The sequence below is a fragment of the Flavobacterium orientale genome (assembly GCF_014638005.1).
GTDB lineage: Bacteria > Bacteroidota > Bacteroidia > Flavobacteriales > Flavobacteriaceae > Flavobacterium > Flavobacterium orientale.
The window spans coordinates 155,781-169,372 of record NZ_BMFG01000003.1; the positions used below are offsets into that span (position 1 = coordinate 155,781).

Sequence of the window (13,592 nt, forward strand, 5' to 3'; positions counted from 1 at the left end):
TAACTTTGCGTCCTTTGCGTAAATCTTAGAGAGCTTTGCGGTTAAACCTACAAATCAAACCCCAAATTAACACCCAATTTCATCGCAATAATCTTCGTGATGCGTTGTTTGAGTTCCGGGATTTTAATGCTTTCGATGACTCCGTTGGAGAATGCATATAGCAATAATGCTTTGGCTTCTTTTTTCGGGATGCCGCGTTGTTGCATATAGAACATCGCACTTTCGTCTAATTGACCAATGGTGCAGCCGTGTGAACATTTTACATCGTCGGCAAAAATTTCCAATTGTGGTTTGGCGTTGATGGTGGCTTTGTCGCTTAATAAAATGTTGTTATTTTGTTGAAAAGCATCGGTTTTTTGGGCTTCTTTTTCCACGAAAATCTTTCCGTTGAAAACGCCGGTTGAACTTCCGCCTAAAATAGTTTTATAGTTTTGATGGCTTTCGCAATTGGGTGTTGCGTGATTCACTAAGGTATAATGATCCACGTGTTGCTTGTCGCCAATGATTGTAATTCCTTTTAAAGTTGAATCGATTCGTTCGCCAAAGTGGTAGAAATTCAGGTTGTTTCGGGTGATGTTTCCACCAAACGAAAACGTGTGAACCGCAACTCTACTCTCTTGTTTTTGAGAAATATAAGTGTTGTCAATCAAATTGGCAGTTTGTTCGTCGTTTTGAATTTTATAATAATCGACAATCGCTCTTTTTTGAGCAAAAATTTCGGTTACTGAATTGGTCAACACCGGATTACTGTTTAAACTTTGATGACGTTCGATAATTTGCACGTGAGCATTTTCGCCTACAATAATCAAATTTCGAGGTTGAACCATCAACGCACTTTCGACTCCTGTAGAAAAATGAATGATTTCAATTGGTTTATCAGCAACTTTACTTTTCGGGATGTTGATGAACGCTCCTTCCTGAGCAAAAGCTGTATTTAAAGTCGTTAAACTTTCGTCTTTACTGGCGATTTGGTTGAAATACGTGTCCAAAACCATTTTATATTTTGGCTTTGTCAACACAGATGAAAGTAAGCAAACATCAATTCCTTCATGCGTTGTTGACGACATAAACGAACTGAATTTTCCATCGATAAACACTAATTTGTACGTGTCAATTTCGTGTAGAAAAAATTTCTTTACGTCTTTAAATTCAATCGAGTTTTCTCTTTTTGGGAAAACAGAAAAGTCGTTTTTTAATACAGTATTTAACGATGTATATTTCCAAGCTTCTTCTTTTTTGGTTGGGAAACCTTTGTTTTCAAAGTTTTTGATGGCAGAAGTTCGAATGTCGTGCAACTGTGCAGTTACATCAACTTTTTCTTCGAAAGCCATGAAGGATGAAATTAATTTTTCTTTTAAATCCATTTTAAATGTTGAGATTTTAAAAATCTACAAATATTTTATCATAAACCATTAAGGTATTAAGTTTCATTAAGTGTTACAACTTAATTTCCTTAATCTCTTAATGGTTTAAATTTAATTTTTAAACTTCTTGTTCTTGTTTTATCCAGTCGTATCCTCTTTCTTCTAGCTCAAGAGCCAGTTCCTTGCCACCGGATTTAACGATTTTTCCGTCCATCAAAACGTGTACAAAATCAGGGATGATATAATCTAATAAACGTTGGTAATGCGTGATTACTAAAACGGCATTTTCTTGGCTTTTCAATTTATTCACACCATTTGCTACAATTCGCAACGCATCGATGTCTAATCCTGAATCGGTTTCGTCTAAAATGGCTAATTTGGGTTCTAACATTGCCATTTGAAAAATTTCGTTACGTTTTTTTTCTCCACCTGAAAAACCTTCGTTTAATGAACGAGATAAAAATTTACGATCAATTTCTAATAATTCTGATTTTTCACGAATCAATTTCAGCATTTCATTGGCCGGCATTTCTTCTTTTCCATTCGCTTTTCTGCTTTCGTTGATGGCTGTTTTCATAAAGTTCGTTACCGAAACTCCAGGGATTTCCACCGGATATTGAAATGATAAGAAAACACCTTTGTGAGCTCTTTCCTCAGGTGCTAAATCGGCTAAATCTTCGCCTAATAATTCAACAGAACCTTCTGTTACTTCATAATTTTCATTTCCGGCAATTACAGCGGAAAGTGTACTTTTTCCTGATCCGTTTGGACCCATAATGGCGTGCACTTCTCCGGCTTTAATTTCAAGGTTGATACCTTTTAATATTTCTTTGTCTTCAATGGAAGCGTGTAAATTTTTTATGCTTAACATTTTTATATTTTTAAACCATTAAGGTATTAAGATTCATTAAGTTTTGTTTATCCAACAGAGCCTTCTAGTGAAATCTCCAACAATTTCTGAGCTTCTACTGCAAACTCCATCGGCAATTTATTCAATACTTCTTTGCTGAAACCATTCACAATTAAAGCAATCGCTTTTTCAGTTGGAATGCCACGTTGGTTGCAATAAAAAACTTGGTCCTCTCCAATTTTGGAAGTCGTTGCTTCGTGTTCGATTTTGGCAGATGTATTTTTACTTTCGATGTAAGGAAAAGTGTGTGCTCCACAATTATTTCCCATCAAAAGCGAATCACATTGCGAAAAGTTTCGGGCGTTATCAGCATTGGCACTAATTCGGACCAAACCTCGGTAACTGTTTAGTGATTTTCCTGCAGAAATTCCTTTGGAAATGATAGTCGATTTAGTGTTTTTCCCTAAATGAATCATCTTTGTTCCGGTATCGGCTTGCTGATGATTATTGGTTACGGCTATTGAATAAAACTCGCCAATCGAGTTATTTCCTTTTAAAATTACTGATGGATATTTCCAAGTTATGGCTGAACCTGTTTCAACTTGTGTCCAAGAAATTTTTGCGTTTTTCTCGCACAAACCTCTTTTAGTCACAAAATTAAAAACACCGCCTTTTCCTTCTTTATTCCCAGGATACCAGTTTTGAACGGTTGAATATTTTATTTCAGCATCATCCATCGCAATCAATTCAACTACAGCGGCGTGCAATTGATTTTCATCACGACTTGGAGCGGTACAACCTTCTAAATACGAAACATAACTGCCTTCATCGGCAATTAATAATGTTCGTTCAAACTGACCAGTTCCGGCTTGATTGATTCGGAAATACGTTGATAATTCCATCGGACAATGAACGCCTTTTGGAATATAACAAAAACTTCCATCTGAAAAAACGGCGGAATTCAAAGCTGCATAAAAATTATCTCGTTGCGGAACAACCGTCCCTAAATATTTCTGAACTAACTCCGGATGCTCTTTAATTGCATCAGAAATCGAACAGAAAATAATTCCTTTTTCGTTTAATGTCTTTTTGAAAGTCGTAGCTACAGAAACCGAATCCACCACAATATCCATCGCCACATTATTCATTTTTTTCTGTTCATCAATCGAAATTCCCAGCTTTTTATACATCGCTAATAATTCCGGATCAACATCGTCTAATGTTTTATTTGGATCTGCTTTTTTTGGAGCGGAATAATACGAAATCGCTTGAAAATCGGGTTTTTCATAATGTACATTTGCCCAATCCGGTTCGATCATTTCTTGCCAAGCACGAAAAGCTTCCAAACGCCAATCGGTCATCCATTGCGGTTCTTCTTTTTTCCTAGAAATCGCACGGACAATGTCTTCATTCAACCCGATAGGAAACGTTTCCGAGTCTAATTCGGTGTAAAATCCGTATTCGTATTCTTTGCTTTCGAGTTCAACTTTTAAATCGTCCTCTGTATATTTTGCCATTTTTTTAATTTTTTTTAAACCCTTAAGAAATTAAGTTTTCTATCTTAATAGTTTAGTTTTTAAAGCGAAAAACTTTCTCCGCAACCACACGTTCTGTTCGCATTTGGATTGTTAAACACAAATCCTTTTCCATTTAAACCACCGGAAAATTCTAAAATGGTTCCGGCTAAATAAAGGAAACTTTTCTTTTCAACTGCTACTCGTATATTGTTGTCTTCGAATACTTTATCGTTTTCTCCGATTTCTTTGTCAAATTTTAAATCATAAGACAAACCGGAACAACCACCACTTTTTACGCCAACTCGAACGTAATCTCGGGCAGCATCAAAACCATCATCTTCCATCAAATTGATGATTTTCTTTTTGGCTGTATCTGAAACTTTAATCATTTGCTATTTTGATTTTGTCTAAATTAACTGCAAAGATACATCAAAATAGGAATTTTAAAAGGATTCCTAACATTTTTATAACGAATGGATTGATAGAAAATAGTTATAATTCCGACTTAAAAAGGTAAGTTTTTAGTAATTTGCGAAACATTTTACTATCAAATTACAATTATGAAACTATACCCCATTGAAGCTGGAAACTTTAAACTCGACGGCGGAGCTATGTTTGGCGTTGTCCCTAAAACCATTTGGAACCGAACAAATCCGGCAGATGAAAACAACCTCATCGACATTGCTGCTCGCTGTTTGTTGATTGAAAACGGAAATCGATTGACGTTGATAGACACCGGAATGGGCAACAAACAATCGGATAAATTTTTTGGTTATTATTCGCTTTGGGGCGAACATTCATTAGATAAATCGTTGGCAAAATATGGTTTTCATCGTGATGATGTAACGGATGTTTTTATGACTCACCTTCATTTTGATCATTGTGGCGGAAGCGTAAATTGGAATAAGGATAAAACCGGTTATGAAGTCGCTTTCAAAAATGCAAAATTCTGGACGAATGAAAATCATTGGGAATGGGCAACTAAGCCCAATTCTCGTGAAAAAGCTTCTTTTCTACACGAAAATATCATTCCAATGCAAGAAAGTGGTCAATTGAATTTTATCAATAGACCAACTAGTGATTTTGGTTTTTCGGAAGAAATGGATTTCGGCATATTTTATGCGGATGGTCATACTGAAAAACAAATGCTTCCACACATCAAATACGAAGATAAAACCATTGTTTTTTGTGCGGATTTATTGGCTACGGCAGGACATATCCCGATTCCGTATGTGATGGGTTATGATACCAGACCGCTTTTAACTTTGGATGAAAAGGCAAAATTTCTAACAGCCGCAGCTGAAAATAATTACTATTTATTTTTAGAACACGATGCTCACAACGAAATCATCACTGTTGAAAAAACAGAAAAAGGCGTTCGTTTGAAAGAAGTTTTCCGTTGTGAAGATGTCTTAAGATAGTGTTAATGCTAAACAAAAACTTTAAAAAACGATTATTTTTACCTCAAAATATATTTCTATGAATTCTATAAAATTAATTATTTCACTAGGTGTAGCTTCTTTGTTTTTAGCTGGATGTAGTGCTTCAAAATCATCTTTTGCAAATCTAAAACCATTAACTTCTGAAACTGTTCCGTTAAAAAATGGTAAAATTTCTGATGCTGAACTGTTGCGTTGGAGTCATTTGGATTTAATCAAAGACACGATTCCCGGTATGAGTGTTGACCGTGCTTATGAAGAATTATTGAAAAATAAAAAAGGTCAAAAAGTAATTGTTGCCGTTATTGACAGTGGAACCGATATTGAACACGAAGATTTAAAAGGTCGTGTTTGGACAAACGCAAAAGAAATTCCCGGTAACGGAATTGATGATGACAATAATGGCTATGTTGACGACATTCATGGTTGGAATTTTTTGGGTGATGTTGTTAATGAGAATTTAGAAATGACTCGAATTCTTAAAAAAGGTGATGACGGTTCTGATACTTTTAAGAAAGCTGAGAAGAAATTTGAAGAAAAAAAGCAAGAGGCGATGGCTAACAAACAGCAACTTGATTTTATTTTAGCTGCTGACAAAGCCATTTCGGAGCACTTAAAAAAAGAAGATTATACATTGGAAGATGTAAAATCTATTTTAACTTCAAACCCAACACTTGGGAATTACAAAATGGTTATGGTTCAAGTCTTAACCAGAACCCCAGCTGAAGAATTTAAAAAAGGAATTGAAGAATTCAAAGACTATGTTTATGACCAATTAAATTACCATTTAAATTTAGAATATGACGGAAGAAAACTACTAGGTGACAATGCAGAAGATTTCTCCAGTAAATTTTACGGAAACAACCAAGTTTGGGGCCCGGATAAAAAACATGCTTTACACGGAACCCACGTTGCCGGAATTATTGCACAAGTGAGAGGGAACAATCTAGGAGGTGATGGTGTGGCTACTAACGTGGAAATTATGGCGATTCGTGCCGTTCCAAATGGAGATGAATATGATAAAGATATCGCACTTGCTATTCGCTATGCGGCAGATAACGGTGCAAAAATTATCAACGGAAGTTTTGGAAAAGGTTTCTCTCCTCAAAAAGAATGGGTTTATGAAGCCATTCAATATGCCGCAAGCAAAGATGTATTATTTGTTCATGCTGCAGGTAATGATGGTGAGGATTTGAACGTGGTGGAAAGCTATCCAAATGACAGAGTTGGAGAAAAAGAAATTGCAAATAGCTTTATAAAAGTTGGAGCCTTAGATCATGATTATGGAACAAAAATGGTTGCTGATTTTTCAAATTATGGAAAAAAAGATGTAGATGTTTTTGCCCCTGGTGTTAAAATTTATGCTACTATTCCGGATAATGAATTCAAATATGAACAAGGAACTTCGATGGCATCTCCAAATGTTGCGGGAGTTGCCGCATTAATTCGTTCGTATTATCCAAATTTAACTGCAGCACAAGTAAAACAAATTTTGAAAGATAGCGGTGTTGCCATTGACCGAACTGTCATTGTTGGTGGCGAAGCTTCTAACAAAGCTTTGTTTACTGAATTATCTGTTTCCGGAAAAATTGTAAATGCTTACAATGCTTTGTTAATGGCAGATAAAATGTCTAAATAATTATAAATTCAACTCTCATGAAATACTCCATTTCCTTTGTTTTTTCATTCATGCTATTGCAGCTTGTTGCTCAAAATCCAAATCCAGGCTATTGGCAACAACAAGCTGATTATACTATGGAGTTGGCTATGGATGTAAAAACCTTTCAATACAAAGGAACACAGACATTAGAATATACTAACAATTCGCCGGACACGCTTCGCAAAGTGTTTTATCATTTGTATTTTAATGCGTTTCAGCCCGGAAGTGAAATGGATATTCGTTTGCAAACCATAACCGATCCTGATAAACGAATGGTGAAAAGCTTTAAAGTAGGCGAAAAAGAAGTTAAAGAAAGTAGAATTTCCACCTTAAAACCGGATCAAATTGGGTATTTAAAAATCACTAATTTCAAACAAGACGGTCAAGTTGCTACAACAAAAGTAGTCGGAACCATTTTGGAAGTTACTTTAGTAAAACCGATTCTTCCTAAATCAAAATCGACATTTACGTTAGATTTTGACGGACAAGTTCCGGAGCAGATTCGTCGTTCTGGAAGAAATAGTTCTGAAGGTGTCGCACTTTCGATGACGCAATGGTATCCGAAAATTTGTGAATTTGATTTTGAAGGTTGGCATGCTGATCCTTACATTGGTAGAGAGTTTCACGGTGTTTGGGGAGATTATGATGTGAAAATTTCGATTGATAAAAATTATACGATTGGAGCCTCGGGCTATTTGCAAAACAAAAACGAAATTGGTCACGGCTACCAAGACGAAGGTGTAGAAGTAAAACATCCTAAAAAAACCAAAAACCTCACGTGGCATTTTTTAGCTCCGATGGTACACGATTTTGCTTGGGGTGCTGACAATGATTTTATCCATGATAAAATTATAGGTGACAATGGCGTTGAACTTCATTTTATTTATAAAAATGATAAAGAAATCATTGAAAATTGGAAAGCACTACAACCTAAAACGGCTGAATTATTGACTTTTTTCAATAATGCAATCGGAACTTATCCCTACAAACAATATTCTGTTATTCAAGGTGGTGATGGTGGTATGGAATATGCCATGTGTACTTTGATAACAGGTAAACGTTCGTTGCCTAGTTTGGTTGGTGTCACCGCACATGAATTGGCTCACACTTGGTTTCAGCATGTTTTAGCAACTAATGAAAGCAAACACGAATGGATGGATGAAGGATTTACAAGCTTCATTTCTGATTTAGCAATGCAGGAAGTAATGCCAAATAAAAACAGAAATCAAGACAATCCGTTTCAAAATACTTACAACAGTTATTATGCAATGGTAGCCGGAGGCAAAGAACAACCTCAAACCACACATGCTGACCGTTATGATTTGAACTCGGTTTATGGTATTTCATCGTATAATAAAGGTACCCTTTTCTTAACGCAACTAGGCTATATAATCGGTGTTGAAAATTTGATGAAAACCATAAAACGTTTTTATTATGATTACCAATTTACACATCCCACTCCGAATGATTTTAAACGAACCGCTGAACGTGTTTCAGGAGCTGTTTTGGATTGGTATTTGGTAGATTGGACACAAACCACCAACACTATTGATTATGGCATAAAAGAGGTCGCAGAAGATGGCAATTTTGTCACGGGTTCTACTAAAGTTGTTTTAGAAAGAATCGGGAGAACTCCAATGCCGTTAGATATTTTTGTGATTTACAAAGATGATACTATAGAAACTTTTTATATTCCAAATCCGTTGATGCGATGGGAAAAAGAAAACCAATACCCTCAATTTAAAAGAACCGTTTTAGAGGGTTGGGGATGGGCAAATCCAACTTTTGAATTTTCCATTTCTAAACCAAAAAAAGAAATCAAAGCAATTGTTATTGACCCAAGCGGCTTGATGGCCGATGTGAATTCAGAAAATAATTATTATCAATCAAAAGAGGAATAAAAAACAAAAGGCTTGAAAAATTTCAAGCCTTTTTTGTTATTTATAAATTGCAATTGTTTTTGTGCCCTTTTTATCTATTGAAGCTCGATACATTCCGGATGTATTAAATTCCATGATAATGTTCCCATCTTTATCGATAGCAATGATTCCGCCGTCGCCACCCATTTCGGGTACCTTTTTCTGTATTGTTTCTTTGGCAGCTTCTGCTAAACTAACTTTTTTATACTTCATTTGTGCCGAGATATCATAAGCCACAACATTTCGAATAAAAAATTCTCCCCAACCTGTTGCTGAAACGCCACAAGTTGCATTGTCGGCATACGTTCCTGCACCAATAATCGGAGCATCACCAACTCGTCCATAAAGTTTGTTGGTCATCCCACCGGTTGATGTTCCAGCTGCAATATTTCCTTTTTTATCTAAAGCAACACAACCCACGGTTCCAAATTTCTTATCTTTTATCATGGGGTCATAATGCATTGCGTTCGCATGATCTAATTCTGTTCTCTCCTGTTCTTTTGCTCTTTGTAAACCTTGCCATCTTTTTGCAGTATGAAAATAAGAGGGATCAACTAATTCTACTCCATTTTGTTCTGCAAATTTTTCTGCTCCAGGACCCACCATCATAACATGTTCTGAAACTTCCATGACTGCTCTTGCTAAAGTAATTGGGTTTTTTACCTTGGTAACACTTGCAACAGCACCGGCCGCTTTTGATTTTCCATCCATGATTGAAGCATCAAGTTCGTTCTTGCCTTCGTTAGTAAAAACAGCACCTTTTCCGGCATTAAACAAAGGGGAATCTTCTAAAATCATAATAGTTTGTGTTACTGCATCTAAACTATTACCGCCGTTTTTAAGAATTTCATAACCTTTTGAAACCGCTAAATCCAAAACTCGATTGTATTCCGCTTCTAAAGAATCTGTCATGTTTTCTTTTAAAATGGTACCGGCTCCTCCGTGAATTACAATGCAGAATTTGCTCTCGTTATTCTGGTCAAATGTCTCAAGTTGATTTTGTTTTTTTTCACAACTTGCCAACATAAAAAATGCTAAAGAGAGAAAAAGATTTACTACTTTCATAAAATGTTTTTTTATAAAAATAGCCAAAAATCTCTATAGCTGATTATTTTTACCGTTTTAAACCACAAAAAATCTACTATGCTTTTTAATTCTATTGATTTTGCGGTTTTTTTACCAATAGTATTTTTACTCTATTGGTTGGTTTTTTCGAAAAGTTTAAAAAAGCAAAATCTATTTCTAATTCTTGCCAGCTATGTTTTTTATGGTTGGTGGGATTGGCGTTTTTTACTACTAATTCTAATCAGTACACTTGTTGATTTTTATGTTGGTAAAAAATTAGGACAAGAAACAGCTCCTAAAAAACGCAAACTTCTTCTTTGGGTAAGCGTATTGACGAATCTTGGTATGTTGGGGTTTTTCAAATACTTCAACTTTTTTATAGAAAATTTTACATCTGCTTTTACATTTTTTGGAGCTTCCTTTCAACCTAACACATTAAACATTATTCTTCCTGTTGGAATCAGTTTTTATACGTTTCAAACTTTAAGTTATACCATTGATGTTTATAGAAAAAAATTAACGCCTACAAATGATGGTGTTGCATTTTCTGCATTTGTGTGTTTCTTTCCGCAATTGGTTGCCGGACCTATTGAAAGAGCTTCTAATTTATTGCCTCAATTTTATAAAAATCGCACCTTTAATTATAACAATGCTGTTGATGGAATGCGTCAAATTTTATGGGGTTTAATTAAAAAAATGGTTATTGCTGATAATTGTGCAGTTTATGCCAATTTATTCTTCAACAATTCGGGCGATTACTCTGGGAGTACATTACTTTTAGGTGCATTATTTTTTACATTTCAAATTTATGGCGACTTTTCGGGTTATTCTGATATAGCAATTGGAACTTCAAGATTATTTGGTTTTGATCTTCATAAAAATTTTGCTTTCCCTTATTTTTCAAGAGATTTTGCAGAGTTTTGGCGAAGATGGCATATCTCATTATCCACTTGGTTTAGAGATTATGTTTACATCCCTCTTGGTGGAAGTCACGGTGGAAAATGGATGAAAATAAGAAACACATTTATAATTTTTCTAGTCAGCGGATTTTGGCATGGAGCCAACTGGACCTTTATCATTTGGGGACTACTCAATGCTGTCTATTTTTTACCTTTACTACTCACAAACAAAAACAGAATAAATTTAGATATCGTTGCTCAAGGTTCCAATTTACCAACTATAAAAGATTTTTTAAAAATTGCTTTGACCTTTACACTAACTGTTTTTGCATGGATATTTTTTCGAGCAGAAAGCGGTGTTGTTGCATTGCAAATAGTTTCTGAAATTTTTTCCGAATCACTATTTATCATTCCGTCTTTTGAAGGTAAAAGATTGGCCGTTGTCACCGCAATTTTAATAGTTTTATTTATGATTGCAGAATGGTTTGGTCGAGAAAAAGCTTATGCTTCTGCAGATTGGGGTTTGCATTTAAAACGCCCATTGCGATGGGTCATTTATGCCATACAACTATTTATTATATTCCAATTTATGGAAACCGACAAGAGTCCGTTCATCTATTTTCAATTTTAAAAATATGACAAACGATTTAAACTATTTTTTACAGTCTTTGTTGAAATTTATCCCATTTTCCATTCTTTTCTGTGTGGTTGGAATTTGCCTTTGGGGCGATTTTGTTCCAAACTTAATAACCAAAAACCTAGCAAAAAAGGAAATGATTCCCGGATTTATGGAAAATAGAATTGCAGATTTGACCAAAACTAAAGAAGTTGATATCTTGTTTTTAGGATCATCACATGCTTACAGAGGTTTTGATACTCGACTATTTAAGGATGCTGGCTATTCCTCTTTTAATTTAGGCTCAAGCAATCAAACACCTTTACAAACCGAAATCTTGTTGCAACGTTATTTGAAACAACTTCAGCCAAAACTGGTTATCTATGAAGTGTATCCGAATACTTTTTCGGTTGACGGAGTGGAATCCACTTTAGATTTGTTAGTAAATGACAAGTTGGATTCTAATTTACTGAAGTTGGCACTTAAACAAAATGACATCACCATTTACAACACTTTAATTTATTCCTATTATCAAAATCTATTTCAAAAAGAACAATCAACTGTTATTCCCTTTCAAAAAGAGGAAGACAACTACATAGCGAATGGATATGTTGAAAGCGAAGTTACTTCGTCAAAAAAATATTCGTACAAACCTCAAGAGTATCTCTTTAAATCGAATCAATTTGACCAATTTGAAAAAAACTTAGAAATTTTAAAAAAGGGAAATTGTAAAGTCATTTTAATTCAAGCTCCTATCACAAAAGCTCTTTATAATTCCTACTCAAATAATGAATTTTTTGATTTGAAAATGAAGTCTTATGCAACCTATTTTAATTTTAATGAATTAATGGAATTAAATGATAGTTTGCATTTTTATGATGATCACCATTTAAATCAAAAAGGAGTGGCACTATTCAATCAAGAGATTATTAAAAAAATTCGATGATTTGATCATGCTTCGAATACCTTACAGGTTTACTATCTTTGCATCAAACTAAGCAAAACTAAATGTCATTCACCTATCCTACTAACGAAAAACTCAAAAGTCAAAAACACATTGATTTGCTTTTTTCTGAAGGAAAATCGGTTTCCAAATATCCTTTGCGTTTGGTATTTGCTCCGGTTGTGTTAGAAAATGACGAAAAAATTAAAATTGGTGTTTCCGTTTCAAAGAAACATTTTAAAAATGCCGTAAATCGAAACCACTACAAACGATTGCTCAGAGAATGTTATCGTTTAAACAAAAAAATGTTGGTTGACTATCTCGAGAAACCTTATGCAATTATGTTTTTTTACCAATCAAAAGAAACAATGAGTTTTAAAGAAATGAATGAAAAAACAGTTAAGCTATTTGAAAAGTTTATTGCTGAAATTAAAAAATAGAAATGGCCTGACAATTGCTGTACGATTATTGTTAACTTTCCGTTTTACTTAAAATCACTTTTATGAAAACAATAATAGCCTATTTATCGTTTTTAGTTTTACCGTTAGCATGTGGTGGAAATCCGGATTATGAAAATTCTGCAGCAGGAGAAACAATGCCTATTATGGAAGAAATGGATTCAAAAATTGCCATAAATGACAGCACGTTTGAAGCTACCGATTTGGAAAATAAAATAATTAGAGAAGCTTCGCTCCGTTATGAAACACAAGATTTAAAAACAACCTATGAGCAGATTCTTTCGGGTTTAAAAAAACACAATGCCTATCTTCAAAATGATTCTGAAGGAAAAGATTATAATTCCATTTATAAACATTTGACCATTCGAATTCCGAATAAAAATTTTGATGCTTTTTTAAATGAAATCGGAAAAGATGTTGCCTATTTTGACCGAAAAGAAATTTCTTCAAAAGATGTAACGGCAGAATTCATTGACTTATCAGCTAGGATTAAGGCAAAAAAAATCTTGGAAGAACGCTATTTGGAACTATTAAAAAAAGCAGTAAAAGTTTCCGAAATTTTAGAAATTGAAAAAGAACTATCTGCCATTCGTGAAGAAATTGAAGCCAAAGAGGGGCAATTAAATTACCTTCAAAATAAAGTTTCGTTGAGCACCATCCAAATAGAATTTTATAAAAAAGTAGCAAACGCAGATTATGCCACTGTTTCTTATGGAACAAAAATGTGGAATGCTATAAAATCGGGATGGAATGGAATATCGAGTTTCCTCATTGGATTGCTTCATATTTGGCCATTTATTCTTATTTTAGTTGCAATTTTCATCTATGTTAGAAAAAAATTAAAAAGAAAAAATCAATAATA

General features: G+C 34.4%; 12 protein-coding genes. 7 read left to right on the top strand and 5 right to left on the bottom strand.

The genetic code is table 11. The features are described 5' to 3' along the window. Nucleotides 1-47: 47 nt before the first annotated feature. The 4 genes from sufD to IEV15_RS05365 all read right to left on the bottom strand — a co-directional run bounded on the left by sufD (nucleotide 48) and on the right by IEV15_RS05365 (nucleotide 4,120). Nucleotides 48-1,364, bottom strand: coding sequence for a Fe-S cluster assembly protein SufD (gene sufD / locus IEV15_RS05350; RefSeq protein ID WP_188361477.1), 1,317 nt, complete (start codon nucleotides 1,362-1,364; stop codon nucleotides 48-50). Nucleotides 1,365-1,482: 118 nt separating this feature from the next. Beyond that, a complete protein-coding gene (gene sufC, locus IEV15_RS05355) occupies nucleotides 1,483-2,235 on the bottom strand; it encodes a Fe-S cluster assembly ATPase SufC (protein ID WP_188361478.1) in 753 nt (250 codons plus the stop codon). A gap of 47 nt (nucleotides 2,236-2,282) precedes the next feature. After that, nucleotides 2,283-3,731, bottom strand: a complete 1,449-nt coding sequence (sufB, locus tag IEV15_RS05360; RefSeq protein WP_188361479.1) for a Fe-S cluster assembly protein SufB — start codon at nucleotides 3,729-3,731, stop codon at nucleotides 2,283-2,285. Nucleotides 3,732-3,790: 59 nt separating this feature from the next. Further along, nucleotides 3,791-4,120: a HesB/IscA family protein gene (locus IEV15_RS05365; protein ID WP_188361480.1), complete on the bottom strand. Its 330-nt coding sequence runs from the start codon at nucleotides 4,118-4,120 to the stop codon at nucleotides 3,791-3,793. Between the two features lie 171 nt (nucleotides 4,121-4,291). Between IEV15_RS05365 and IEV15_RS05370 the strand changes: the two genes are divergently transcribed. The 3 genes from IEV15_RS05370 to IEV15_RS05380 are packed head-to-tail and all read left to right on the top strand — an operon-like array spanning nucleotide 4,292 to nucleotide 8,731. After that, the gene (locus tag IEV15_RS05370; protein ID WP_188361481.1) at nucleotides 4,292-5,152 is read left to right on the top strand and encodes an MBL fold metallo-hydrolase; all 861 of its coding nucleotides are present in this window, start codon (nucleotides 4,292-4,294) and stop codon (nucleotides 5,150-5,152) included. A 58-nt stretch (nucleotides 5,153-5,210) separates the two neighbouring features. Further along, complete coding sequence (locus IEV15_RS05375) at nucleotides 5,211-6,809, top strand: S8 family peptidase (RefSeq protein WP_188361482.1); 1,599 nt, start codon at nucleotides 5,211-5,213, stop codon at nucleotides 6,807-6,809. Between the two features lie 17 nt (nucleotides 6,810-6,826). After that, nucleotides 6,827-8,731 (top strand): M1 family metallopeptidase, encoded by a 1,905-nt coding sequence (locus IEV15_RS05380; protein WP_188361483.1) that lies wholly within the window; start codon nucleotides 6,827-6,829, stop codon nucleotides 8,729-8,731. A gap of 36 nt (nucleotides 8,732-8,767) precedes the next feature. Here IEV15_RS05380 and IEV15_RS05385 read toward each other — a convergent pair whose 3' ends face one another. After that, nucleotides 8,768-9,814: an isoaspartyl peptidase/L-asparaginase family protein gene (locus IEV15_RS05385; protein WP_188361484.1), complete on the bottom strand. Its 1,047-nt coding sequence runs from the start codon at nucleotides 9,812-9,814 to the stop codon at nucleotides 8,768-8,770. A gap of 78 nt (nucleotides 9,815-9,892) precedes the next feature. On the opposite strand from IEV15_RS05385, the gene IEV15_RS05390 reads away from it, so the two are divergent. The 4 genes from IEV15_RS05390 (at nucleotide 9,893) to IEV15_RS05405 (ending at nucleotide 13,590) form a co-directional block, all read left to right on the top strand. Then, nucleotides 9,893-11,344, top strand: a complete 1,452-nt coding sequence (locus IEV15_RS05390; RefSeq protein ID WP_188361485.1) for an MBOAT family O-acyltransferase — start codon at nucleotides 9,893-9,895, stop codon at nucleotides 11,342-11,344. A 4-nt stretch (nucleotides 11,345-11,348) separates the two neighbouring features. Further along, entirely contained in the window at nucleotides 11,349-12,275 is a 927-nt protein-coding gene (locus IEV15_RS05395) for a hypothetical protein (protein WP_188361486.1), read from the top strand. A 62-nt stretch (nucleotides 12,276-12,337) separates the two neighbouring features. Further along, nucleotides 12,338-12,712, top strand: coding sequence for a ribonuclease P protein component (rnpA, locus tag IEV15_RS05400; protein WP_188361487.1), 375 nt, complete (start codon nucleotides 12,338-12,340; stop codon nucleotides 12,710-12,712). A gap of 62 nt (nucleotides 12,713-12,774) precedes the next feature. Continuing rightward, complete coding sequence (locus IEV15_RS05405) at nucleotides 12,775-13,590, top strand: DUF4349 domain-containing protein (protein ID WP_188361488.1); 816 nt, start codon at nucleotides 12,775-12,777, stop codon at nucleotides 13,588-13,590. Nucleotides 13,591-13,592 lie beyond the last annotated feature (2 nt).

Excerpts from the sequence above, each read along its gene's own strand:
- IEV15_RS05385 (WP_188361484.1), bottom strand. The coding sequence starts at position 9,814 with ATGAAAGTAGTAAATCTTTTTCTCTCTTTAGCATTTTTTATGTTGGCA.
- IEV15_RS05365 (WP_188361480.1), bottom strand. The coding sequence starts at position 4,120 with ATGATTAAAGTTTCAGATACAGCCAAAAAGAAAATCATCAATTTGATG.
- IEV15_RS05375 (WP_188361482.1), top strand. The coding sequence starts at position 5,211 with ATGAATTCTATAAAATTAATTATTTCACTAGGTGTAGCTTCTTTGTTT.
- IEV15_RS05380 (WP_188361483.1), top strand. The coding sequence starts at position 6,827 with ATGAAATACTCCATTTCCTTTGTTTTTTCATTCATGCTATTGCAGCTT.
- IEV15_RS05405 (WP_188361488.1), top strand. The coding sequence starts at position 12,775 with ATGAAAACAATAATAGCCTATTTATCGTTTTTAGTTTTACCGTTAGCA.
- IEV15_RS05390 (WP_188361485.1), top strand. The coding sequence starts at position 9,893 with ATGCTTTTTAATTCTATTGATTTTGCGGTTTTTTTACCAATAGTATTT.
- IEV15_RS05370 (WP_188361481.1), top strand. The coding sequence starts at position 4,292 with ATGAAACTATACCCCATTGAAGCTGGAAACTTTAAACTCGACGGCGGA.
- sufC (WP_188361478.1), bottom strand. The coding sequence starts at position 2,235 with ATGTTAAGCATAAAAAATTTACACGCTTCCATTGAAGACAAAGAAATA.
- rnpA (WP_188361487.1), top strand. The coding sequence starts at position 12,338 with ATGTCATTCACCTATCCTACTAACGAAAAACTCAAAAGTCAAAAACAC.
- IEV15_RS05395 (WP_188361486.1), top strand. The coding sequence starts at position 11,349 with ATGACAAACGATTTAAACTATTTTTTACAGTCTTTGTTGAAATTTATC.
- sufD (WP_188361477.1), bottom strand. The coding sequence starts at position 1,364 with ATGGATTTAAAAGAAAAATTAATTTCATCCTTCATGGCTTTCGAAGAA.
- sufB (WP_188361479.1), bottom strand. The coding sequence starts at position 3,731 with ATGGCAAAATATACAGAGGACGATTTAAAAGTTGAACTCGAAAGCAAA.